We start from the raw sequence: 24,153 nt of genomic DNA on the forward strand, positions 1-24,153 counted from the left end.
TCCTTCTTCATATATTTTAATGGTTCCCATTATAAAACACGGATAATCCCCATTTCAACAGAGATAAAAATAATATAAACGAATCAAAAAATATTGTATTTTGAAAAACAGATATCTTTGGTATTTTTATGCTATCAAAAAACAATGCAGACGGCACGAAAGAGAATGCCGGAAATGGAGGAATTATGAAAAAGACAGTTAGTATTCTACTTACAACAGCTTTGGCAGCCGGTATGCTGGCAGGCTGCGGCGGCAATTCCAGCGAGACGAAAGGGGAGGGCAGCAGCGCAAAAAAAGGGGATTATGACCTGACCCTCTACAGCATCAACACCACAGACCCCGACTTTGACGACTGGCTGAAAAATGTGGAGGATGCCACAGGGCTGAAGATCAATGTCATTGCAGCTCCTACGGATTCCGACACCCGCCAGCAGAAGATAACCACCATACTCTCCACAGGCGACAGCAGCGTGGATATCATTGAGATCAACGATGAGATGAGCGCTTCATTCAAGAATTCCGGCTGGCTGGAAGGCTTAAACGACACAGTTATGACAGAGGATATCCGCGGCGAATTTCCCCAGGGCTACCTGGAGGATATGATCACAGATAAAGACGGAAATATTATCGGTGTGCCGGGCTACTCCGGATATCTGGCTTTCTGGGTGAACCAGGAGATCATGGATGAAGTGGGCATTGCATCCATTGACACAAAAGAGGATTTTGTGAAATACATGGAAGCTGTCTCAGGGGACGGCAGATACGGCTACGGCGGTTCCTGGGAGAAGACCTATGTCTTCAATGAGATTGCCCAGTTTGTCAACATGTTCGGCGGTGATTATTTCGATTGGACCAACCCTGCCAACAAAGAGGCGATCCAGTTCCTGCATGACATGGTGCAGAACGGACAGACACCCATTGACCAGATCGCTGACAAATACGAGCAGATGAATCCAAAGGCCAATGACGGCAAATACGGAAGCTGGTTCATGTGGGGCCTGGGAACAGACTATGAGAAGGCAGATATGCTGGGCGCAGACAAGATCCATATGGCAATGGTACCGGATTTCAGCGGAAAAGGCCAGCGTGCCATCTTCACGGATTCCTGGAGCTATGTTCTGAACAAAGCATCCGAGAACAAAGAGGCAGCAGTCAAATTCCTGGAATATATGGCGAATGAGGGCGGTATGGAAGCCTCCTACAAGGCATTTGACCGTTATCCCGCCAGAGCTGACGTGGCTGCGAAGGTGGTTCCGGACACAGATCCTGCAAAGGAAATGTACAGCAGATACGCAGAGGAATGCAATGTGGCAGGACGTCCCATGCTTCCCCAGACCATGGAATTCATCACAGATATGGGAACTATTTACCAGTCCTGCATGAAGGATGAGATCACAGTGGACGATTTCTGTAAGAAAGCACAGGAGCTTGTGGATAAATACAGTAAATAATGTCAGGCACAGGCACCGCAGCGGATCCCATCCCGCGGTGCCTTTTTGAGAGGAGGAAGCCAATTGACCATCAGTAAGAAATCAATGAAATGGATACCGTGGATTCTGATCCTGCCGGTTATCCTGATCCGTGGGTTCACAACCCTGTACCCCATCGGGGCAACCCTGAAAAACAGCCTGTTTGACATTAAGGTGCTGTCAGGTGTCAATGAATTTGTAGGACTCAGCAATTATATCAATGTGTTTAAAGACCCCAAGATCATTTCCTCGATCAGTTTTACCGTGATCTTCGTAGTAGTATCCATGGTCTTCCATGTTGTGCTGGGAGTGGCGCTGGCTCTTATCCTGAACATGAAGTTTAAGGGGCGCCGGTTTTTGCGGACGATCGTGCTGATTCCCTGGGCCATGCCCGCTGTCGTGATCGGTATGGCAGCCAAATGGGGATTTAACAATGACTATGGTATGATCAATGATTTTATCCGCCGGTTCGTGTCGGATTTCCAGTTTAACTGGCTGATCAATACAGGGTCCGCCAGGGCTGCGGTGATCGCCATGGACCTGTGGAAGGATCTGCCGTTCTTTGCCATACTGGTGCTTTCCGGCCTGCAGTTTATTTCCGGGGATATCTATGAGGCAGCCAAGGTGGACGGGGCAAACGGCATACAGAGCTTTTTTAGGATCACGCTTCCTCTGATCACACGCAATGTGATCACCCTGTGTATTCCCTTTACTCTGTGGAGGCTGACCACCTTTGATCTGGTGTATGCCATGACATCAGGAGGACCGGGGGAGGATACGTCCCTGATCGCTTACCGGATCACCATGGAGGCGTTCACCAACCTGAACGTGGGGTACGCGGCAACGCTGGCGGTGATGCTGTTCCTTGTGATGGCGCTGTTTTCCTGGTTCAATATAAAGGTTATGAACAGGATGTCTGATTAGGAGGATGAACATGAGAGATACCAAGAAATACAGAATTTACAGAGGCTGCGTGACAGCCGGCAGATGGCTGCTGTTTGCAGTCGTGGCTTTCCTCATACTCTTTCCGGTGTACTGGATATTTATTTCATCCATCACACCGCCGGGTGAGCTGTTCCAGACACCCATTCAGTATCTGCCAAAACATCCCACGCTGGAAAGCTATCAATTTTTGATTGAAAATGTAGGATTACTTGCTAAAATAGGAAATACAGTATTGATCGTAGGTGTGACACTGGTTGTCAGCACAGTGCTGTGCGCCATGGCTGCCTATGGTTTTTCAAGGTTCCAGTCAAAGGCTGTCAGCATCGCGTTCGCGTTCATCATTGCGACCATGCTGATTCCTGAAGTGGTGACTGCAAGACCTTTATATGAGTTCATGCGGAAGGTTGGGCTTTATGATACATATCCGGGGCTTATCATTCTCTATATCAGCGCTGTGATTCCCTTTACCGTGCTGATCCTCAGGAATTTTGTGTCGGAGATACCGGTATCCTTGGAGGAGGCCGCGGCCATTGACGGGGCAAGCTTTTCCCAGAGACTCTTTTTAGTGGTCCTGCCGCTTATGAAGCCGGCCATTGCCACTGTATGCATTATCAACTTTATCACATGTCTGAACAACTTTTTTACACCGTTATACTATTCAAACGGCATCCAGGTGCTCTCCGTGGCCATTGTGCAGCTTCCCCTCCGGGACAATATGTACGGCGTACCGTGGGATCTGGTAAGTTCCATGGGATGGATCATTCTTCTGCCTATCATTCTATTTGTGGCAGTGTTTGAGAAACAGATCATGGATGGAATCATGGCAGGCGGAGTGAAAGCTTAGAGAAGGAACAGGGAGGAAAAAATATGTACGATTATTTGGGCGGAAGTCTGGGAACACTGGCTTATGCAAAGCACGGAAGGAGCAGGGCCATTAACGCGGAGAACCCCACAGGGGAAAAGGGAAAGGGCGGTATGGCGGCAAGCCATCTGGGAGCATCCAGAAAAGGCAGCCCGTGTCTGCACCATATCGGCAGCGGGGAGACGGTCACACTGGCTGAGATAGAAGGGCCGGGAGTGATCAATCATATCTGGGTCACAGTGACGGATAAGACGACGGAGGCGGACTGTTTTGTGCTCCGGGACCTGGTGCTGCGCATGTACTGGGATGATGAGACGGAGCCGTCTGTGGAAAGCCCTCTCGGAGATTTCTTCTGCTGCGGGTTCGGAAGGGAATGTATCGTCAATTCCGTTCCCATGGCAGTGGTGCCAAGCCGGGGGATGAACTGCTATTTCCAGATGCCTTTTGGCAGGAAGGCCAGGATCACCCTGGAGAACCAGCACGCAAACCCCATACCCGCCTTTTTCTACCAGGTGGATTACTGTCTCTATGATACGCTGCCTGAGGATATTGCGTATTTCCATGCCAGGTGGCGGCGGGAGAGGATGACCAGGCTGCAGGAGGATTACGTGATCCTGGATCAGGTGAAGGGAAAAGGCCACTATGTGGGTACGTATATGGCGCTGACTACACTGGAACGTTACTGGTGGGGGGAAGGGGAGATCAAGTTCTATCTGGATGGGGATGAGGAATATCCCACCATCTGCGGCACCGGGACGGAGGACTATTTCGGAGGCTCCTGGAGCTTTGCAAAGCAGGTGGACGGCAGGACGGTGGAGCAGAATTACTGCACCCCGTATCTGGGATATCCCTACTATTCCGCCCATGATACGGCAGTCCATAATCTTTACCACAATGATGACTGCCCGCCTATGAGAGGCTTCTACAGGTGGCATATTCAGGACCCCATCTGCTTTGAGGAGGATCTGCGGGTGACCATACAACAGATAGGTGTGGGCCACAGGGGATTGTTTGAGCGCCAGGACGATGTGGCAAGTGTGGCATACTGGTATCAGGCAGAGCCTCACAATCCTTTCCCTGCCCTGATGAAGAAAGAGGAGCGCTGGCCCAGATAAGGTGTAGAAGGTGAAAAAATATATATTGGGGATTTTATTGGGAGCAGGTATTTTATGCGCCGGGTGCGGCGGGAAGGACCATAAGGTACAGGAGGTACCTGCGGATGAAAAAGCGTACGGGGAAGAGATCACACTGATGCATCCGGACGCGGACAAGGCGGAATTCAGGCAGTATATAGAGGCGGCAGAGAAGGAGCTTGACATGAAGATCCATCTGCTTGCCAGTCCCATCAATGCGGATAACCGCCATGCCAGGATCTCTACCATCCTCTCATCCGGGGATGATTCGGTGGATGTGATCGCTGTGAATGATGAGATGATCAATGAATTTAAGTATCAGGGGTATCTGGAACCTCTGGGGGATGATGTGATGACAGAGGAAATCTGCACCTGTTACCCTCAGGACTATATGGAGAAAATCGCCATGGCGGAGGGGAAGGTGTATTCAGTCCCCTACATGATGGACCTTATGGTTTTCTGGGTCAATGAAAAGTTTCTGGACAAGGCAGGCATTGCGGCTGTGACAAGCCGCGGGGATTTTGAGAAGCTTCTGGACGGCAGATACGGGTATGGTAACTACGGGTACGGAAGCGCCTGGGAGACTACTTATGTCTACAATGAATTGTCACAGTTCATCAACATGTTCGGAGGGACATACGGGGACTGGAAGGATGAAAATACAAGACAAGCACTGGTGTTTTTACACGATATGGCCGAAGCGGACAAGACGCCCAGGGAGCAGCTTGTGGACCAGTATGAACAGATGGAGCAGAAATTCATACAGGGAAAGTACGGAGCCATTTTCATGTACAGCGGGGCCATGGACACCTTTTTAAGGGCAGGCGTGTACGGGAATGACAAAATCCATGCAGCGCCCATGCCTTTATTCAAAAAGAACGCCACAAATGTGGCAACATGGCAGTATGTGCTCAACAAGGCCTCTGTCCACAAGGAGGCGGCAAAGAAGTTTTTATCCTATGCGGCAGGGTATGAAGGAAGCGCTGCCTATGCGGAGCACATGAAGAAGCTGCCTGCACGTCTTGACATTATCCTGGAGGGAAATCTGGACATTCCGGACCTGGATATCCTGAAAAAATACGCGGAGGAGCTGGAACTTAAATCACGCCCCCTGTCGAAGACACCTATGAAGGACATTAAGGCCATAGGGGAACTTTTCCAGAAATATATCACGGATGAGATCAGCCTGGATGAATTCTGTCAGCGGGTAGAAAACGTGTTGCCCTGAGGCTTTTCTTATGCTAAAATAAAAGCGTACGCAGCCCGGGAAATTTCGCGGCTGCGGCTGTACAAGCAAACAACATGAGATTCCACAGGAAAAGGAGATAAATCATGAATGCAAAAGAATTCGCTTTAAAACAGCATGAGGATTGGAATGGCAAGATTGAAGTGATCAGCCGTGCAAAGCTGGAGACCCCGGAAGACCTGGCAGTGGCTTACACACCTGGTGTAGCTGAACCGTGCCTGAAGATCGCCGAGGATGTAGATTTATCCTATAAGTATACAAGACGCAACAATATGGTAGCAGTTGTGACCGACGGAAGCGCGGTTCTGGGTTTGGGCGACATCGGACCTGAGGCGGGTATGCCGGTTATGGAAGGAAAATGTGTGCTCTTTAAAGAATTTGGAGATGTGGACGCGTTTCCTTTATGTATCAGAAGCAACGATGTGGATGAGATTGTAAATACCGTCCGTCTGCTGGCAGGAAGCTTCGGCGGTGTGAACCTGGAAGACATCTCCGCGCCGCGCTGCTTTGAGATAGAGAGGAAGCTGAAGGAATGCTGTGATATCCCTATCTTCCATGATGACCAGCACGGCACAGCCGTTGTCACTGCTGCGGCAATGCTCAATGCTTTAAAGCTCACAGGCAGAAAACTGGAGGACATCAAGGTAGTCACATCAGGTGCGGGAGCAGCCGGAATCGCCATTATTAAGCTGCTGGTAAGCCTGGGACTGAAGACTGTCATCATGTGCGACAGAAAAGGCGCCATCTATGAAGGACGCGGCGACTTAAATGCCGAGAAAGAGGAGATGGCTAAGATCAGCAACCGCGGCATGGAAAAAGGCAGCCTGGCAGATGTACTGAAGGGCGCTGACGTATTTATCGGTGTCTCTGCGCCGGGAACTGTGACAGAGGAGATGGTTAAGACTATGGCTCCTGATCCGATTCTCTTCCCAATGGCAAACCCGGTACCGGAGATCATGCCGGACCTGGCAAAGGCAGCAGGAGCAGCCGTTGTGGGAACAGGAAGAAGCGATTTCCCCAACCAGATCAACAATGTTCTGGCATTCCCGGGTATCTTCCGCGGTGCGCTGGATGTGAGAGCAAAGGACATCAACGATGAAATGAAGGTGGCAGCAGCGTATGCCATCGCCGGTCTTATCGACGAAAAAGAGCTGAACGCAGATTACATTATCCCGAATCCTTTTGACAAACGTGTGGCAAAGGCAGTTGCCGAGGCAGTGGCAAAAGCAGCCAGAGACACAGGTGTGAGCAGAATCTAAATCACGTTCTGCAGGATTTTTATCATCATGAAGCAAAGAGCTGCATTTCCGGCATCCGTATGGATATGGGAAATGCAGCTCTTTTCTGCGCATGTGATCACGCGGAGAGTCCTTTTTTTATCTTTCTGCCGAAACCGGCAGATTTTCCTGTAAAATGCCCCGAATTCTTTCCTGATCCGTCTCCGAAGAAGGAGGGAACAGGAAAGGAGGAAACCTTTGTCACGAAACGGTTCGGCCCGTCCATGGACAGAAGCCATGAGAGCGTCAGGCAAAAAACGATCAGCAGAATGCCCTGCCAGATCTCCGACACGGATTCCAAAAGCGGCGTGGCGCTCAGCACACTGTATACAAGGCCATGGAACAGATAGATAGGCATGGTACGCTGCCCGAGTCTGGAATAGCCGTGGGGTTTCCTGGAGATTATGGTGCTTATGAGGAAAACGGCCAGGAAGGACACACCATAGCAGGCCAGCCTTACCAGAATCCCTTCCCCGTACCCTGTGTCCATCTCCTCGTAGGAATATCTTCCGTAAAAGATTTTCGGTGTCAGGTGCACCCGGAAAGTAAGGACAAGGGCCAGGCAGCCTCCCAGATAGAGGGAAAACACGGCCAGCAGCCTGCCGGCTTTTTCTTTAATCTTCTCAAACCAATCCCTTTCAAAATGGTATCCCGCCAGGAAGAAGGGGAAGAATACCAGGATCCTGGGAATACTGAAAAAGTTATCAAGCTCCGTCATCCCCACCAGCAGTCCTGCAGTGACAGCGATAAATATGTGCCCCGGGATCTTTTTCAGATAAGGGGTAACCAAGCGCCAGAAAAACAGGGCCATAATGTACCACAGGGAGAATTTCGGTCTTGCAAAGTACAGACCCGTTTCCTTATGTATGATGAAAACATATAAAAAATAATAGATGAGTTCATAGACAAAATAGGGTATGACCAGCTTCTGCACCAGCTTTCCAAAGCTGATCTCTCTCTTGGAAAAGTAGCCGGATATAAAAATAAAGGCCGGCATGTGGAAGGAAAAGATCATCCATTTCAGTCCTGATAAAAACACATTATTGTCATAACACGGTTCTATAAAATGCCCCACTACTACCAGAACAATGAGAAGGGCTTTGTAATTATCGAAAAAGTAATCACGGTTTTTGGTTGACATAATAACACCTCTGACCTTTACAGATAAGATTCACAGTCTCGTTTTGTATGATACACCGTATGGAAAACAGGTGCAAATAGAAATTTGGGCCTTTTTTCCACTCACTGTTGGATAAATTTACATAGAAATAGAATTGTGTTTTACAGAATATTTGTTATAATGGTTGTATACTTTCCAAATCGAATCAGGCAGAAAAGGGTGAATATATGAACGAAGACGAAAAAAGAGAAATCGAGAGAAAGAAAAGAATTCAGGCCCGTGAAGCAAGACGACGTCAGCAGGTGATGAAGCAGAGAATGATTCTTGCGGGGGCTGCTGTTTTAATATTGCTGGTGATCATTGTGAGTGCTGCAGTCGGCAGCCACAAGAAAAAAGTAAAGCAGGAAGAGGAGATCAAAGCTGCTCAGCAGAAAAAAGCGGAGGAAGAGGCTAAGAAAGCGGAAGCGGACAGTGAACTGCATTTCCTGGCGGTGGGAGACAATATCCTGCAGGATGCCCTGCTTGAAGCGGGAAAAGAAAATGAGGAGAACTGGAATTACGATTCTCTGTATGAGAAGGTGGCAGGAGATATCCAGGCAGCCGATCTGGCAGCGGTCAGCCAGGAGACACCTCTGGTCAATGACCACAAGGATGTGTCGGGAAGCGGGCTTATGGGAACACCCCTTGAAGCAGGTGACGCGCTGGCGAAGGCCGGATTTGACATTGTGACACAGGCAACCAACCATGCATTTGATAAGGGGAAGCCGGGGATCTTAAATTCTGCTGCATTCTGGCAGACCCAGCATTCCGATATCCAGCTTCTTGGCATCCATGCGGATGAGGCGGATGCGGAGAACCGTGTGAAAGTCATTGAGAAGAAGAACATGAAGATCGCTGTGATGAACTACACGTACGGGGTGGATGAGGAGGCTGGTTTTTCTGAGGCGGATTCCTTTATGATTGATGTCTACTCTGAGGACAAAGTAAAGGCAGATGTGGAAAAAGCAAAAGGAGAAGCTGATTTTGTCATGGTATTTCTCCATGCGGGAGCTGAGTATTCAGAGGAATTTTCCGATACGGCAAAGCAGAGGATAGATTTCCTGGCAGAGCAGGGAGTGGACGCGGTGATCTGCAGCAATCCCCATGTTCTGCAGTCTTACGGCATGATGCCGCGGCAGGATGGAAAAGAGATGCTGGTTTACAGCTCGCTGGGCAATTTTGTTTCCGCGGATAATCAGGTCAAAGGTCTCATCGGAGGTATGGCGGACATTACCCTGAAAAAGGACGGCAAGACCGGGGAAGTGACAGTCAGTGATTATAAGATGATACCGCTTGTGATGCACTATGACAGTGAAAAGAAAAACTGTGCGGTGTATAAGGTTTCAGATTACACAGAGGACCTGGCAAAAGCACATGGCATCCATCAGGAGACAGAGGAGACTTTTACTCTTGACAGCATCCGGGAGCTGGCAGCCAAGTATGAGGCCCCGCAGGCGTTTTCCCTGTCCGGGCAGACCGGTTCTGACGGAACAGAGACGGAAATAAAAGGAAAAGGCGTATCAGATAAAGATACGGACAATAAAGAGGACAGCACTTCAGGTGAGAAAGATAAAACCTGAACTTAGGGCGGAGATGTGTAAAGATACACAGCTCCGCCCTTTATACGGGAAACGGATCATTCTTCCGTATATTGTTCAGGAGAGAAGGGATAGACCTCTTTATAGGATTCCAGCTCTGCCTGGCTGGTGGGCGGTTTGTACATCAGCCCTGTCATCTCCATGGCTGCCTGACCGTCCAGGTCATCGGAGGAGCTGGATTCCACATGGTAGGTATCCCTGCTGCCTCCCTTTCCTCCATTGCCGCTTCCCTGGCCTTTTCCGCCTTTGCCGCCGCCTCTGTGGCAGTTTTCAGAATTATCTTTCATTTCGCACATCTCCTTTCACCGTTTCTCTTAGTATGTGCGAAAAACACGGGAAAATGCATTGACAAACAAAACAGGCATAGTCTATGCTTTTATCTGATGAAGAGAAACGGAAAAAATGTTAAGGAGTGGTCCCAATATGGAAAATATTAAAAAAAGCGCCGCGCAGCTTATTGGCAATACGCCTCTTATGGAGCTGTGTAATTATGAAAAAAAATATGAACTGCAGGCGCGGGTAATCGCGAAACTGGAGTACTTCAACCCGGCGGGCAGCGCAAAGGACAGAGTTGCCCTGAGCATGATCGAAGAGGCAGAGCGGGAAGGAAAGTTAAAGCCCGGAGCCACGATTATAGAGCCGACTTCGGGTAATACGGGTATAGGCATTGCCTCCGTAGCTGCCGCCAAGGGCTACCGCGCGATTCTCACCATGCCGGAGACCATGAGTGTGGAGCGGCAGAAGCTGCTTAAGGCTTACGGAGCTACAGTGGTTCTCACAGACGGCAGCAAAGGGATGCAGGGCAGCATCGAGAAGGCAGAGGAGCTTAGGAAGAGCATTCCCGGCTCTGTCATTATGGGGCAATTTGACAATGAGGCCAATCCGGCAGCCCACGAGGTATCCACAGGACCGGAGATTTACAGGGATACAGACGGGAAAGTGGACATCTTTGTAGCCACGGTGGGAACAGGGGGAACCCTGACCGGCACAGGCAGATATCTGAAAAAGCAGAATCCCGCTGTTCAGATCGTTGCGGTTGAACCTGCGGAATCCCCGCTTTTATCAGGAGGGCAGGCCGGGGCGCACGGCATTCAGGGTATCGGGGCTAATTTTATTCCCGCTATTCTGGACAGGGATATTTATGATGAGGTGATCTGTGTCACCACAGAGGACGCCTATAAAACAGGCAATGACATTGCAAAGTGCGAGGGAATTCTTGTGGGAATCTCCTCCGGCGCTGCTGTGTGGGCAGCCGCACAACTGGCAAAGCGCCCTGAAAATGCAGGAAAAAATATAGTGGTTCTGCTTCCGGATACGGGAGACCACTATTTATCCACAGCCATGTATGACTAAAGTAAAGGACTGACTAAAATATGAAACAGACAGAAAATATCATGGGAACGAAAAAGGTCCTCCCTCTTCTCGTTTCCATGTCCATACCGCCCATGGTATCCATGATGATCCAGGCGCTTTACAATATTGTAGACAGCATGTATGTGGCAAGGGTCAGCGAGGATGCTCTGACGGCAGTCTCCCTGGCCTATCCCCTTCAGAATCTGATCCTGGCAGTATCCGTGGGCTTTGGCATCGGCCTGAACGCCTGCGTTGCCAGGTCGCTTGGGGCGAAGAACGTGGAGGAGACGGAGGCCACCGCAGCCCACGGCATTGTGCTGACAGGCGTGCACAGTGTTCTTTTTATACTGATTGGCCTTTTATTGGTCAAACCTTTTATAGGAATGTTCACTGACAATGCCCGGATTTATAAGATGAGCTGTGAGTATGCAGGCATTGTGCTCTGCTTTTCTTTCGGAAGCATGTATCATCTCTTTGCGGAGAAGATCTTCCAGTCCGTGGGAAATATGGTATTTCCCATGTTCTTTCAGGCCATCGGTGCAGTGTTAAATATTATCCTGGACCCGATTATGATCTTCGGCCTGCTGGGATTCCCCGCCATGGGCGTGAAGGGGGCGGCTGTTGCCACTGTCACGGCACAGATCACGGCCGGAATCATCGCCATGGTCTGCTATCTGAAGAAATGCACCCAGGTAAAACTGGACTTTCACGGCTTTCATTTTGACCGGGAGATTGTAAAGAAGATATATATGGTTGGTATTCCCTCTGCCATTATGATCTCCATGCCTTCCCTGCTTGTGGGGGCGCTGAACTGCATACTGGCGGCATTTTCGGGGACAGCCATCGCTGCGTTTGGGCTTTACATTAAGATCCAGTCCTTTGTGTACATGCCGGCCAACGGCGTTGTGCAGGGAATGCGCCCCATTATGAGTTATAACTACGGCGCGGGCAGCAGAAAGAGGATGATGGAGACACTGAAAAGCAGCCTGCAGGTGGCAGGGGCCATTATGCTTCTGGGAACCGTACTTTTTCTGGCCTGCCCCGGGTGGATCATGAAGCTGTTTGACGCCGGGGATGAGATGATGCGGCTGGGGGTTCCCATGCTGCGGATCATCAGCCTTGGTTTTGTGGTGTCCACAGTGGGATGCGTGCTCTCCGGTTCTTTTGAAGCGCTGGGACAGGGCCTCCATTCTCTTCTCATATCCATGCTGAGGCAGCTTGTGATCATTGTGCCGCTGTCTGCTCTGTTCTGCAGAATATGGGGCATATACGGCGTATGGGTGACCTTTCCGCTGGCAGAGCTCATTGCAGCCGCGGCCGCAGTGGTTCTATTTAAAAGGTTCATGAAGAAACTAAAAGTTTAGGAGGGCAGTCAAAATGGCAAAAAACAAGGACAAAGAAGTGAAGACAAATGCCATGAGAATCCTGGATAAGAATAAAATTTCCTATGAGACCATCACCTACGAGTGCGACGAGTTCATAGACGGTCTGCACACGGCAGAGAAGACCGGCGCCCCCGTGGAGCAGTCCTTTAAAACCCTGGTGGCGCAGGGGAAAAGTAAGGAATACTATGTACTGGTCATCCCCATCGCGGAGGAAGTGGACTTAAAAGCAGCGGCCAGAGTGCTGGGAGAAAAGTCCATTGAGATGATCCATGTAAAAGACATCACAGCAGTGACGGGATATGTTAGGGGCGGATGCAGCCCCCTTGGCATGAAAAAGAAGTATAAGACCATCATCCAGGAGAGTGCAGAGAAATACAGTGAGATCTATGTGAGCGGCGGAAGGATCGGCTCCACCATAAAGGTAAACCCGGTGGATTTGGCCCGGGCAGCCGGGGCGGAGTTTGCCGCGTTTACGGTAAAAGAGTAAAAAAATAGAACTGTTGCGGAATATTGAAGCACCTGTATGGATGGGGTTTCAACATTCCGCGACAGTTCTTTTGCATTTGAGCAAAGGAGCAACGCTTACAATTTAAAAGCATTTCTGACGATTTCCGCCAGAATCTTCTGTCCGAGGACGGTCAGGTGGATGCCGTCTGTGGTGATGGCGTCGTAACCGTGCTTCTCGATTTCCTGTTCCAGAGGCTTCTGCAGCGGGATGAAATGCGCACTGTAATTTCTGGCAAGCTTGCGGATATTTTTGGACATTTTGTGCTGCCAGGGAACCCAGTCATCGTATTTTCCCTGTTTCGGAAAAATAAACGGTTCCAGTGTGATAACTGCTGCTGTGGTCTCTCTGGACAGATCAAACAGCATTTCGTGGTAAGCCCGGATACTGTCCTCCAGCATATAGAGCTTCTCCTGCTCTGAGACATCAGCCTGTACAATAAGGCCCACATCATTGATCCCTACCAGGATGCTTACATAATCCGGGTGGTAGGAAATGCAGTCCCTCTGCAGTACACCGGCAATTCGTTCTGTGATATTGCCGTCCACACCCTTATTCAAAACCCGCCAGTTGGGGTCAGTTCCTGTAATATAGGCCGCGAACTCGCTGACATATCCGTCTCCCAGAGGATTGTCAGATGTCATTCTGCCGGCATCGGTAATGCTGTCTCCTAAAAATACAATGATACCCATAGCGATTCTCCTTCGGCATATAACCATTTTCAGGCCATCTGATTGTATAATATACTATTTTAACTGAAAATGACCGTTATTGCAAATAGTAATTTTGTGAAGGGTTGCCAAAAAGACGTTTTGGTTATTTTTTCTATGGACAAGAGGTGCCGGGAAGTATATAATCATTTTCAAGCTAAGTCGTTAGCTTTTCTGTTTTAATCAGCCGTTCGGCAGATGGATTCCACGTTGATCACAAAAGTAAATAGTGAAGAGAGGTGTTTTTATGTCTTTAGAGACAGGTATGGCACTGTTTTTTTCCGCCGGGGCAGTCTGCACGGATTTATTCCTGGAAAAAGTGCCGAACAGATGGATCGTTCTGGGGCTTGCGGCAGGCGCAGTATGCCAGGGGCTGCTGCACGGCGCAGGCGGAATCCCATTTTATCTGGGCGGGGTATTCCTGCCTCTGGTTCTGCTGTTTCCGCTGTTCTGCTTCCGTATGATGGGGGCGGGTGACATCAAGCTTATGGCTGTCATGGGCGGAATCCTGGGAAGCTGCGGTATCCTGAAAGGGATGTTCTGTGCCTTTATTCTGGGCGCTGTTTTATCTTTGGCATTTCTTATTTCCTGCGGGAATCTGCAGGAGCGTTTTTCTTATTTTTTCCACTATCTGAAAGTTTGTAAAGAGAAGCATTGCCCTGTACCATACAGGAGGCAGGGCGCGCAGGCGGAGAATCTGCACTTTACCGTGCCGATACTCTTGGGAATCATGCTGTATGCGGGAGGTTTTTGTTGAGAAAGAAGATATTGGCAGTCTGCGATGAGGAGGCGTCTTATGCCTGCAGCTTCACCGCATGGCTGGAGAGTAAGGGGCACTATCCCTTTGAGTTTATTGCTTTTACCGGGGCGGATAAGGTCTGCAGCTATGCCAGGCAGCATTCTGTGGAGCTGCTGCTGGTTGCGGAGGGGACCATGTGCCCTGAGATCAGGGAGCTGCCTGTGGGCAGGCTTGTGATTTTGGACGAGGAGAACGGCACAGCGCCGGAAGAGCTGCCCGCTGTGTCAAAGTACCAGTCCTGCAAAAGAATCATGCAGGAGGTAACAGCCCTCTATGGGGAGGAAGTACGGTCAGAGGAAAGCGGGGCTTCTCCGGGAAGGAAGATGCACATTCTGGGAGTCTATTCCCCTCTGGGCCGGACGGGCAAAACTTCTTATGCGCTTGCGCTGGGCCAGATACTGGCAGTACGGTATTCTGTTCTCTTTCTGAACCTTGAAGCCTACTCCGGTTTTGAGGACCTGCTTTCCTGCAGCTTTGAGCGGAACCTGGGAGATTTATTTTACTGCATAAGGCAGAAGAAAGGCCAGCCCGCAGTACAGCTTGCCGCAATGGTGCGGGAGGCCGGGGGTATGCACTATGTTCCTCCGGTCACCATCCCGGAGGATGTGGAACAGGTGACACAGGAAGAGTGGCAGGTCCTGTTCGAGGAGCTGAGACTTTACAGCACATATCAGGTGCTTCTCCTTGATTTTGGCACAGGGGTCAGCCGGGCGTCAGGGCTGCTGGATGAATGCAGCAGGATCTATATGCCTGTTCTGCAGGACCGGATTTCCGCGGCGAAGCTTGCCCAGTATGAGACATGGCTGAAAACTGCGGGAAGAGAGGATGTACTGGAAAAGACAAAGAGGGTCTTCCTGCCGCCGGTGGACGGGGAAGGGGAGATGCCGTGGCCGGAGTGCCTTACCTCCGGAAGATTCGGAGATTATGTGAGAAAGCAGGTGCAGGATGGAGGCATTTTCTGAGCTTAGGAGCCGTCTGATGGAAAGGCTGGACAGCATGTGGGAGAGCACGGATGAAGAGGTGATGGAGCTTATTGACAGCCTGATCATGGAGGAGGGAAGAATGCTGGGCCTGAACCTTGGGCAGAAAAGCGCACTGCGGCAGGAACTGTTCTGCTCCGTCCGGAAACTGGATGTCCTGCAGGAGCTATTGGAGGATCCCGGTGTTACGGAGATCATGGTGAATGGCTGGCAGCACATTTTTGTGGAGCGGGAGGGAAAGCTCTCCCCCTGGGGGAAACATTTTACATCCCCGGAAAAACTGGATGTTGTGATACAGCAGATCGCCGGAAGGTGCAACCGGGTCATCAATACCCTGCACCCTATTGTGGATGCCAGACTGGAGAACGGTTCCAGGGTCAATGCGGTCATAGCACCCGCGGCGCTGAACGGCCCGATCCTCACCATCCGCCAGTTTCCGGAGGAGCCTGTCACTATGGAGCGGCTGCTGTCCCTGGGAAGTGTGACCGAGGAGGCACTTAGGCTGCTGATCCCTCTGGTGCAGGCCAAGTACACGATCCTCATCGGAGGGGGAACCGGGGCAGGGAAGACAACTATGCTGAATGCACTGTCCGCCTTCATTCCCGGGGATGAGAGGATCATAACCATTGAGGACAACGCGGAGCTGCAGATACAGGGGATTCCCAATCTGGTCAGGCTGGAGTGCAGGGCAGCCAACATTGAAGAGTCGCAGGAGATTTCCATGGCAGACCTTCTCAAGACCGCACTCAGAATGCGGCCTGACAGGATCATTGTGGGCGAGGTGAGAAGCGACGCGGAGGAACTGCTGCAGGCTGTCAATGTGGGGGCTGAGGGCAGCATGTCAACCATCCACGCCAATAGCTGCCGCGATATGGTCACAAGGCTGGAGACATTGGTTCTCATGGGAATCAATCTTCCGCTTCCGGCTGTCAGGAGGCAGATCGCGGCGGGGTTTGATCTGTTTGTCCACCTTGGCAGGCTCAGGGATAAGAGCCGCAGGCTGCTGGAAATCTGCGAGGTAGACGGGATGAATGAGGATGAAGTGCTGCTGCACCCCCTGTTTCTGTATGAGGAGGATCAGGGCCTGGTGCAGAAAGGGAAGCTGAAACACAGGGAAAAATTAGAAAGGGCGGGGATCATACTTGAAGATGGACTATGAACACTACAAACTGACAATTCTGGAATGGGCCAGATATCTGGGGGAGAGCGTACTTATCTGTGTGGTGATAGATGCGCTCTGCTACCAGAGCCTTATCACCTTTTTATTCATGCTGCCCATTCCTTTCTGGTATATCAGGCAGAGGAAACGCCAGCTTCTGATGCTGCGGCGCAGGAGGCTTCACCATCAGTTCAGGGATGCACTCAACGCTCTGGGAGCCGGTATCTCAGCGGGTTATTCACTGGAAAACGCGGTTCTGGAGGCGGGAAAGGACATGAACCGCATATACGGTCCCGACAGGGAGATCTCAAGAGAGATGGCGTACATGGCAGCGCAGATGCGTGTCAGTGTTCCCGTGGAGAAGCTGTTTTATGATTTGGGGAGCAGAAGCCAGGTAGAAGATATCCGCAGCTTTTCCGAAATCCTGGCACAATCCAAACGCATGGGCGGCAATATGCGGGAGACTATACAGAACTGTGTCAGTATCATGGAGGACAAGATTGACGTGAAAAAAGAGATTGACGCCATGCTGGCCGCAAGGAAAATGGAGCAGAACATGATGAGTTTCATGCCTGTGGGAATCATCCTCTATATGCGCCTGACATCGCCAGGATTTATGGATGTCCTGTATCACAATGCGGCAGGGGTCTGTATCATGACGATTTGTCTTGGCTGCTACGCAGCCGCATTTATCTGGGGCAGGAGGATTGTGGAGATTGAAGTCTGAAAAAATCTTTTCCGGAGAGAGAAAGGTCCTGGCTGCCGGAATCGCCATGGTCCTTCTTGCAAACGCCGCCGGACTTACCCTGTACATCCTGGAAAAGAGGTCAGGTGACAGGGAAAACACGGAGTATCTGGAACGGCGTGAATTCGGTCAGGGGGATTATGAGGAGAAGCTGACTGTAAAGTCAGAGAAGGGAAACCAGGATATCACAGTACAGGTCCGCGAAAAGGAGTATGGAGAGGAAGAGGCAGAAGAAATCATTGAGCAGGTAAAAGAGGAGATGGACGCTCTGATTCGGGGAGAAAACAAGAGCCTGAACAAAGTGCAGCATCCGCTTTATCTGCCGGACCGCAGCCCTGATTTCCCGGTAAATCTGTCCTGGAGCACAGACGCGCCTGAGATATTGGATTGGGAAGGGAAGATAGGGGAAAATGCTGCAGAAGGAGGCACCGGCGTGAAGCTTACCTGCGACCTGAGTCTGGGGGAGGCAGAGGGGCGGTGGGAGAAAGAAGTCACCGTTTACCCGGAGCTGGTATCCCATAAGATAAAACTGGAAAGGGAGATACAGAGGGCAGTGGATGCGCAGAATCCGGCCTCCGGGGATAAGGTAAAACTCCCAAAAGAAGTGGATGGAACCAAGGTCATTTTTCGGAAAGAACAGAGCGGAAACGGATTGCTCATATCCTTGTTCGGCACCTTGCTGGGCCTGCTGATCCTGCCGCTGTACAGAGAAAAAGAAAAGGAAAATGAGAGAAAGAAAAAGGCCGAAATGCAGGCAGATTACCCCGATATCGTGAGCAGAATACTGCTGTTTCTGCAGGCCGGTCTGACCGTGCACAGTGCCATGGAGAAGATCGCAAAAGACTATATAAATACCTGCAGAATATACGGCAGAAAGAGGCGTCCGGCGTATGAAGAACTGGTGGAAACCTACCGCGAAATGGAGGGCGGAATGGCAGAGGTTCAGGCATATGAACGGTTTGGAAACCGCTGTGATTCACCGGAATATAAGGTCCTTTCCGTGCTTCTTGTCCAGAATCTGAAGAAGGGAAACCGGGGAGTTCTGGCACTTCTTGAGCGGGAGTCTGCAGCCGCTATAGAGGAGCGGAAACGAAAGGCGAAAATATGCGGTGAACAGGCGTCTGCAAAGCTTTTGGGGCCTATGTTCATACAGCTTGCGCTGGTGATGGCACTGGTTATGATTCCCGCTTTTTTAAGCTTTTACTAGAGCATAACAGAGTGAAAATATGTGGAAAGGAGGTGATAAATATGAAGGTATTCAGGGAGTTTTATGAGGATGAATCAGGGATCACGGTGATTGAAATTGTGCTCGTGTTAGTGGTTCTTATAGGGCTTGTCATCATCTTTAAAAAGCAGCTTACCAGTCTGATACAGAGTATTCTGTCCAAGATCACAAGCCAGAGCAACAGTATTTAGAGAGGTTGTTATGAGACAAAAGGGAAGTATGACCATTGCCATGTGTATGATGCTCTCTGTCATGCTTGGAATCGTGGCGGCAGGCATAGAGCTCTGCAGAGAACAGTATGCCCGGGTACAGGCCGTGAATGCGGCAGATACGGGACTGTATTCTGTATTCTCCGAGTATGAGAGGGATCTTCTGGAGGAGTACGATTTATTTTTTCTGGACAGCGGTTACGGCAGAGGAGCCATTGATGCATACCATATGGTACAGCAGATGGAAAACTCCATGGCTCTTACTTTAAAAAGGGGCATCCGGGGAAGCAGGCAGGAGAGCTGTTCCATTACAGGATACAGACTGGCCACAGATAATGCGGGGGAGGCATTCTGTGCGCAGGCGGCAGAAGCTGTCAGGGAACATCTGGGCACAGCTGCTGTCAAACGCCTGAAGGAGTATTTAGGCAATACCAAAGAGGTGATAGAACAGCAGCAGGCGCAAAAGGATGCCGGTGCGCCTCCTATGCCTGAGGCGCAGACACCGGAGGAAACCGCACAGGAGAATACGGATGCGCCGCAGATCACCCCGGAAAATAATCCCCTGGAAATCATCAAACGAATACGGTCCATGGGGATTCTGGGTCTGGTTCTTCCGGATGATGCAGTGATTTCCGAAAAGGAAGCAGATGTTTCCGTTTTCACTTCAAACCGAAATCTGCAGAAAGGCATGGGAGATATAAAAGGCCGGGAATCCGGGGGAGCTGATAAACTTTTCCTTCAGGCGTATGCCATGAATAAGCTTGGAACCTACAGGGAACCGGGAAATCCGGGAGCCCTTGACTACCAGGTGGAGTACATTGTGGGAGGCAGAGGCAGCGACAGGGAGAACCTGAAGAAGACGGTAAACAGGATTTTACTGCTACGGGAGGCAGCGAATGCGGCGTACCTCTATACAGACCCGGAGAAGCGGGCACAGTCCGGTGCGCTGGCTGCGTCCCTGTGTACTGCGCTGCTGATACCGGAGGGTGCTTTCGTTGTGGAAAAACTGCTGCTTCTGGGATGGGCTTACGGAGAAAGTCTTCTGGATGTACGTCAGCTCATGGCAGGCGGAAAAGTCCCCCTGGTTAAGACCGGTGCAGGCTGGCAGTTGGAGCTTTCCAATATCGGACAGATATTTACCATGCTGCAGGAGGGACAGGCAAAGAATACTTCCGGGCTGGATTATAACGATTACCTGCAGATACTGTTGTTTGCATCCTCGGGACACAGACTGGCATTCCGCTGCATGGATATGATAGAGCAGAATATACGGCTCAAACCCGGAAAAGAAAACTTCCGTATAGACTCCTGCATGGAATGTCTGGAGATGGAAACCCGTTTTTTAAGCCCATCGGGAAACCAATGGACAGCAGTCAGAAACTACGGATACGATATGTAAAAAGCAGAAAAGGGAGGGGAGCAGATGCCCGATGTAAAAGACAGACAAAGATGTAATAGAAAGGATTGGTACTCTCTTCAGCAAAAAGGCAGTCTGACACTGGAAAGCGCGGCAGTGCTCCCCCTCTACTTTCTGGCAATGGTGATGCTGGTCAGTATGATAGATATTTTCCGGATACAGACAATTCTGGTATCTTCTCTGAGTCAGAGTGCCAAGGAGCTGGGGATGTATGCCTACAGCATAGACGGGGAGAGCAGATCACCGGTTGGTGCCGTGACAGACGCGGCATGTATTGTTTATGCTTCAGCGGAGGTTCAGAAGAGAGTAAAAGGCGAGAACCTCACGGGAATTGTGGGAAAACAGGCAGGGATTACACTGCTGGGGTCATCATACAGGGATGGCATCGTAACATTGAAAGCAAATTATCTGTACAAAAGCCCTGTGTCGCTCTTTCCGGTTTTTCCGGTGAAGATAGAAGCTGCCGCCGCCGCACAGGCCTGGCTGGGATATAACGGGAACAAATACGGCAATACGGATGACAGTCCCGGCGGGGAGATGGTATATGTGACAGACTATGAAAGTGTATATCACACATCAGCGGACTGTACCCATATAAAACTGGCGGTAAAGCACGTGGGGATGCAGAGTGCAGTACAGGGAAGAAACGAGTATGGGGATAAATACTACCCCTGTGAAAAGTGTATGAGAGGACATGAGAAGGATGGGTTTGTATACATTACAGACAAGGGGAACCGTTACCACAGTGACAGCGCATGCGGCGGCCTTTCCCGCCATGTGCGGTTCATGAAAAAATCCGAGGCGGACAACAGAAATCTCTGTTCACGCTGCGGACAAAAACAGGGGGATTAGATGACAGAAAAGATAACAGCAGGTATTTTTCTTGCATTTATGGGGTGGGAAGATTCGAGAGGGAAAACGGTTTCTATCCGGAAGATTCTTTTATTTTTTGCGGGCAGCCTTATCTGTACAGCCTTAAAAATAAAAGAAGTTCCGGGGGAACTGTGGGATGTGTCACGGGATGTTATGCTGGGCAGTCTGCCCGGTATCTCTCTTTTGCTCTGTGGGAAACTATCCGGCTGGGCTGTGGGCAGCGCAGATGGAATCATTGTATTGGTGCTTGGAATCTATCTGGGCTTCTGGCAGGTTTTAAGTGTACTGTCGGGCGCGTTTTTAACGGCTGTTATGGCTGCCGGATTCTTACTGGCAGTGAAGAAAAAAGACAGGAAGTATGAGATACCGTTTATTCCCTTTTTATTTGCCGGGATGATGTTTAGCATTATCACAGGATGATACAGGAGAGATATGGATAGAAAAGACAGAAAAAAATTCGTATGCAGGGGGAGTTATACGCTGGAAGCGGCCTGCATCAGCGGTGTTTGGATGCTGACAGTGTTTGCGGTTCTGCTGTTGCTGACAGGAACCATAAAAAGAGGAGTATACACAGCAAAGGCATATGAGGCGGCTGTGGCAGGCAGCACGGAGGCTGTGCGCAGGCAGGGAGACGGGTTGGAAACTGCCCAGGAACGGCTTGCAGGTGAAAACGGAAATTATTCTGTAAACGGCAGCAAAAGGGAGATTACAGTCAATTATGAGGAATATGTGAAATATCCTTTTGCAGGTCTGCAGTGGCATATACAGGGCAATGCAAAAAGTAAAGTGATCCGCCCGGTGTCCTTTATCGGGAAGGTGAGAAGTGTGAGAAAATGGAAGGAAGAACTGATGGATTAAGCGGCGAGTTCCGGATGAAACAGAAAAAAGTACGGTTGTTCCGGGAAAAGGGGGAAAGAAAATGCAGGCAGAGTACAGAAGAGAGATGAATCACAGCTATCTGGTACTGAAGGCAGGCGGTACAGTAAATCCGCAGGGATATGAGATAAAAATGCTTCTTCATAACCAGCCGCCGGGACTGCTTCCCCTCTCTGTGCGTTATATAGACGGAGAACCCCTGTTTTATTATGAGGTGACATCCAGACAAAGCATCTTTGTGATGTATGAGGCGAAGAAGTTCGGAAGGGGGGATTTGGAACAGATATTCCGGGCCGCCGCGAACATAATGGAGGGATTGGAGGAATACCTGCTGGATGTAGGAACAATACTGTTCAATCCCAAATATATTTATATGGATACAGAACGGCAGCACCTTTATTTTTGCTGCTTTCCTGCAGAACGGAATCAGGAACAGAGCGGCATATTAGAGCTTACAGAATACATCCTTCCGAAAATAGACCATAAGGATGCAGGTGCCGTTGTTCTGGGATATGGAGTATACCGGGAGAGTGTGGAGACCGGAACGGGAGCAGATGAGATCCGCAGAGAACTTAGGAAAGTATCCCGGGAATCTGTAAAAGAAGAGGAGTACAGGGAGAAAAGGGTGTGCGCAGAGCAGGAGTTCAGTGGAGAGCCGGTGATGACAGAGGAGAAGAGAAAACAGGCTCTGGATGCCTTTTTTGAGGAGGAGGAAGACGTGGAGGAAAAACATCCGCTTTTAAATGCCGTGGGGTGTATTTTTACACTGACGGCAGCAGCCATATGTGTCTATCTGCTTCTTCATTATGAGATTGCCAATGCGCTGCAGGTCTGCATAGGAATAGCAGTGGCGGCATCGGCTGCCGCTGTGGCTTTCGTTATGTTCCGGCTGAAGAACAAAAGGGAAGAGAAAAAGAAGCAGAAGCATGAGTTGGACCGGTTAGAAGCATGGGGATGGGAGCGGGATACCGAATATGAAAGAGAAGAGGAGAGGAATACGGAAAAACAGGAAGATAACGGCAAAAAAGAGAAGGATATAAAGCCGGACGATTTTGAGTCCTGCGGACCGACGATTCTTCTCTCAGCGGGGAAACGAAATGATGAAAATGCGTGTTTGCTCTGGGAGGAGGAGGGAAATCAAAAGCGGTTTGTGCTTGATAAAGAGATTGAGATCATTGGAAAGCTAACAGCAGCGGCGGATATATGTCTGAGACATCCTGCGGTAAGCAGGATACATGGCAGAATACGCAGAGAAGAAAATGATTTTTTTATATCGGATTTAAATTCAAAGAACGGTACCCTTTTAAATGACAGAATCCTGGAACCGGAGCAGGAATATTTGCTGCATAATGGTGACAAGATAAGTATTGCGGGAACGGAGTTACAGTATCTTAATTTTCAGAATAAGAGGGCCTGAATGGCTTATTTTAAACTGCACAATTGGAAGTATATGGTTGCGTTAACCTGGGAAAGAGCTTATAATGAAGCTATGTCCTGCAGGCAGGGAGTGATGAGTGGTTTGTGGTTATCGCAGGGCTGAGAACTATATCAGATAAGAAGAAAAAGGCAGGTAGTGCATGGTGGATTACAGTTACTGGAACCAGAGGCCGGAATCCGATTTCAGACGGTTTTTAAGGATGCGGAAGAGTGTTTTGATGAACACGATCATGATAGCGGTCAATGTTCTGGTGTTTCTGTTGACTGAAATAACAGGGTCATCACTGGACAGCAGGCATCTTATAAACTGGGGAGCTGCGTATACACCCTTCATAGAACAAGGGCATGAATATTACCGGCTTTTCACCTGTATGTTTCTTCATTTCGGACTGGCTCATCTGGGGAATAATATGTTGGTGCTTGCATTTCTCGGTGACAGCCTGGAAAGGGAAGTTGGCAGAATACGCTATCTTCTTATTTATCTGATTGGCGGAATCGGTGCCAGCTATATTTCTTATTACACAGAGATAAGAGGAGGGGAGGCGGTAGTCTCCGCAGGTGCTTCCGGAGCGGTGTTTGCCGTGATTGGAGCACTGATTTATGTGGTGATGAGAAATAGAGGAAGACTGGGGAACTTTACAACAAGGCAGTTGGTATTCCTGGCTGCGCTTACACTTTATCACGGATTTACAAGTGCAGGAGTAGATAATGCAGCTCACTTTGGCGGGCTTTTATGTGGATTTGCTCTTGGGATCATTCTTTATCACGGAAAGAAAAGGCTGCCTTCATAG

The 24,153-nt window shown here is 49.8% G+C and carries 25 protein-coding genes; 22 read left to right on the top strand and 3 right to left on the bottom strand.

Going from position 1 to position 24,153, the window contains the following annotated elements:
- Positions 1-185 precede the first annotated feature (185 nt).
- The 6 genes from MUB35_RS00375 to MUB35_RS00400 all read left to right on the top strand — a co-directional run bounded on the left by MUB35_RS00375 (position 186) and on the right by MUB35_RS00400 (position 6,914).
- Positions 186-1,451: an ABC transporter substrate-binding protein gene (locus MUB35_RS00375; RefSeq protein ID WP_207727851.1), complete on the top strand. Its 1,266-nt coding sequence runs from the start codon at positions 186-188 to the stop codon at positions 1,449-1,451.
- An 84-nt stretch (positions 1,452-1,535) separates the two neighbouring features.
- On the top strand, positions 1,536-2,393 hold the full coding sequence (locus MUB35_RS00380) for a carbohydrate ABC transporter permease (RefSeq protein WP_033142728.1): 858 nt from the start codon (positions 1,536-1,538) through the stop codon (positions 2,391-2,393).
- A 10-nt stretch (positions 2,394-2,403) separates the two neighbouring features.
- On the top strand, positions 2,404-3,258 hold the full coding sequence (locus tag MUB35_RS00385; protein ID WP_033142704.1) for a carbohydrate ABC transporter permease: 855 nt from the start codon (positions 2,404-2,406) through the stop codon (positions 3,256-3,258).
- A gap of 23 nt (positions 3,259-3,281) precedes the next feature.
- Entirely contained in the window at positions 3,282-4,391 is a 1,110-nt protein-coding gene (locus tag MUB35_RS00390; RefSeq protein ID WP_148391909.1) for a glycoside hydrolase family 172 protein, read from the top strand.
- Between the two features lie 10 nt (positions 4,392-4,401).
- Positions 4,402-5,637, top strand: a complete 1,236-nt coding sequence (locus tag MUB35_RS00395; RefSeq protein WP_148391908.1) for an ABC transporter substrate-binding protein — start codon at positions 4,402-4,404, stop codon at positions 5,635-5,637.
- A 104-nt stretch (positions 5,638-5,741) separates the two neighbouring features.
- Complete coding sequence (locus MUB35_RS00400) at positions 5,742-6,914, top strand: NAD(P)-dependent malic enzyme (protein ID WP_186970984.1); 1,173 nt, start codon at positions 5,742-5,744, stop codon at positions 6,912-6,914.
- A 97-nt stretch (positions 6,915-7,011) separates the two neighbouring features.
- Here the strand turns inward: MUB35_RS00400 and MUB35_RS00405 are convergent, their stop codons facing one another.
- Positions 7,012-8,073, bottom strand: a complete 1,062-nt coding sequence (locus MUB35_RS00405; protein ID WP_186970983.1) for an acyltransferase family protein — start codon at positions 8,071-8,073, stop codon at positions 7,012-7,014.
- Between the two features lie 206 nt (positions 8,074-8,279).
- Between MUB35_RS00405 and MUB35_RS00410 the strand changes: the two genes are divergently transcribed.
- Positions 8,280-9,671: a CapA family protein gene (locus MUB35_RS00410; protein ID WP_103731325.1), complete on the top strand. Its 1,392-nt coding sequence runs from the start codon at positions 8,280-8,282 to the stop codon at positions 9,669-9,671.
- 56 nt (positions 9,672-9,727) lie between these two features.
- Here the strand turns inward: MUB35_RS00410 and MUB35_RS00415 are convergent, their stop codons facing one another.
- On the bottom strand, positions 9,728-9,976 hold the full coding sequence (locus MUB35_RS00415) for a hypothetical protein (protein ID WP_033142708.1): 249 nt from the start codon (positions 9,974-9,976) through the stop codon (positions 9,728-9,730).
- Positions 9,977-10,112: 136 nt separating this feature from the next.
- Between MUB35_RS00415 and cysK the strand changes: the two genes are divergently transcribed.
- The 3 genes from cysK to ybaK are packed head-to-tail and all read left to right on the top strand — an operon-like array spanning position 10,113 to position 12,914.
- Positions 10,113-11,042, top strand: coding sequence for a cysteine synthase A (gene cysK, locus MUB35_RS00420; RefSeq protein ID WP_186970982.1), 930 nt, complete (start codon positions 10,113-10,115; stop codon positions 11,040-11,042).
- 20 nt (positions 11,043-11,062) lie between these two features.
- Positions 11,063-12,406, top strand: a complete 1,344-nt coding sequence (locus tag MUB35_RS00425) for an MATE family efflux transporter (RefSeq protein WP_054350441.1) — start codon at positions 11,063-11,065, stop codon at positions 12,404-12,406.
- A gap of 13 nt (positions 12,407-12,419) precedes the next feature.
- A complete protein-coding gene (gene ybaK, locus MUB35_RS00430) occupies positions 12,420-12,914 on the top strand; it encodes a Cys-tRNA(Pro) deacylase (protein WP_054350442.1) in 495 nt (164 codons plus the stop codon).
- A 95-nt stretch (positions 12,915-13,009) separates the two neighbouring features.
- On the opposite strand, the gene MUB35_RS00435 is transcribed toward ybaK, so the two are convergent.
- Positions 13,010-13,624 carry a GDSL-type esterase/lipase family protein gene (locus MUB35_RS00435; protein WP_033142712.1) on the bottom strand — a complete coding sequence of 205 codons (615 nt, stop codon included), beginning with the start codon at positions 13,622-13,624 and terminating at the stop codon, positions 13,010-13,012.
- A gap of 265 nt (positions 13,625-13,889) precedes the next feature.
- On the opposite strand from MUB35_RS00435, the gene MUB35_RS00440 reads away from it, so the two are divergent.
- From MUB35_RS00440 to MUB35_RS00495, 12 genes are all read left to right on the top strand, one after another.
- Positions 13,890-14,399 (top strand): prepilin peptidase, encoded by a 510-nt coding sequence (locus MUB35_RS00440; protein ID WP_186970981.1) that lies wholly within the window; start codon positions 13,890-13,892, stop codon positions 14,397-14,399.
- Positions 14,396-15,403, top strand: a complete 1,008-nt coding sequence (locus MUB35_RS00445) for a hypothetical protein (RefSeq protein WP_186970980.1) — start codon at positions 14,396-14,398, stop codon at positions 15,401-15,403. Before MUB35_RS00440 ends, MUB35_RS00445 begins: the two co-directional genes overlap by 4 nt.
- Complete coding sequence (locus tag MUB35_RS00450; RefSeq protein WP_244805675.1) at positions 15,387-16,580, top strand: CpaF family protein; 1,194 nt, start codon at positions 15,387-15,389, stop codon at positions 16,578-16,580. The genes MUB35_RS00445 and MUB35_RS00450 overlap by 17 nt, the downstream gene beginning before the upstream one ends.
- The gene (locus MUB35_RS00455) at positions 16,570-17,307 is read left to right on the top strand and encodes a type II secretion system F family protein (protein WP_052099551.1); all 738 of its coding nucleotides are present in this window, start codon (positions 16,570-16,572) and stop codon (positions 17,305-17,307) included. The genes MUB35_RS00450 and MUB35_RS00455 overlap by 11 nt, the downstream gene beginning before the upstream one ends.
- Entirely contained in the window at positions 17,297-18,532 is a 1,236-nt protein-coding gene (locus tag MUB35_RS00460; RefSeq protein ID WP_186970978.1) for a type II secretion system F family protein, read from the top strand. The genes MUB35_RS00455 and MUB35_RS00460 overlap by 11 nt, the downstream gene beginning before the upstream one ends.
- Positions 18,533-18,573: 41 nt before the next feature.
- On the top strand, positions 18,574-18,741 hold the full coding sequence (locus MUB35_RS00465; protein WP_033142075.1) for a Flp1 family type IVb pilin: 168 nt from the start codon (positions 18,574-18,576) through the stop codon (positions 18,739-18,741).
- A gap of 10 nt (positions 18,742-18,751) precedes the next feature.
- Positions 18,752-20,158 (top strand): DUF5702 domain-containing protein, encoded by a 1,407-nt coding sequence (locus tag MUB35_RS00470; RefSeq protein WP_186970977.1) that lies wholly within the window; start codon positions 18,752-18,754, stop codon positions 20,156-20,158.
- 24 nt (positions 20,159-20,182) lie between these two features.
- Positions 20,183-21,028, top strand: a complete 846-nt coding sequence (locus tag MUB35_RS00475) for a hypothetical protein (protein WP_186970976.1) — start codon at positions 20,183-20,185, stop codon at positions 21,026-21,028.
- Positions 21,029-21,469, top strand: coding sequence for a hypothetical protein (locus tag MUB35_RS00480; RefSeq protein ID WP_186970975.1), 441 nt, complete (start codon positions 21,029-21,031; stop codon positions 21,467-21,469).
- 12 nt (positions 21,470-21,481) lie between these two features.
- Positions 21,482-21,907 carry a hypothetical protein gene (locus tag MUB35_RS00485; RefSeq protein WP_186970974.1) on the top strand — a complete coding sequence of 142 codons (426 nt, stop codon included), beginning with the start codon at positions 21,482-21,484 and terminating at the stop codon, positions 21,905-21,907.
- A gap of 61 nt (positions 21,908-21,968) precedes the next feature.
- Complete coding sequence (locus MUB35_RS00490; protein ID WP_186970973.1) at positions 21,969-23,342, top strand: DUF6382 domain-containing protein; 1,374 nt, start codon at positions 21,969-21,971, stop codon at positions 23,340-23,342.
- Between the two features lie 220 nt (positions 23,343-23,562).
- Positions 23,563-24,153 (top strand): rhomboid family intramembrane serine protease, encoded by a 591-nt coding sequence (locus tag MUB35_RS00495; protein ID WP_054350755.1) that lies wholly within the window; start codon positions 23,563-23,565, stop codon positions 24,151-24,153.

This window comes from Blautia sp. NSJ-175, assembly GCF_022867815.1.
In the GTDB taxonomy this organism is placed as follows: domain Bacteria; phylum Bacillota; class Clostridia; order Lachnospirales; family Lachnospiraceae; genus Blautia; species Blautia celeris.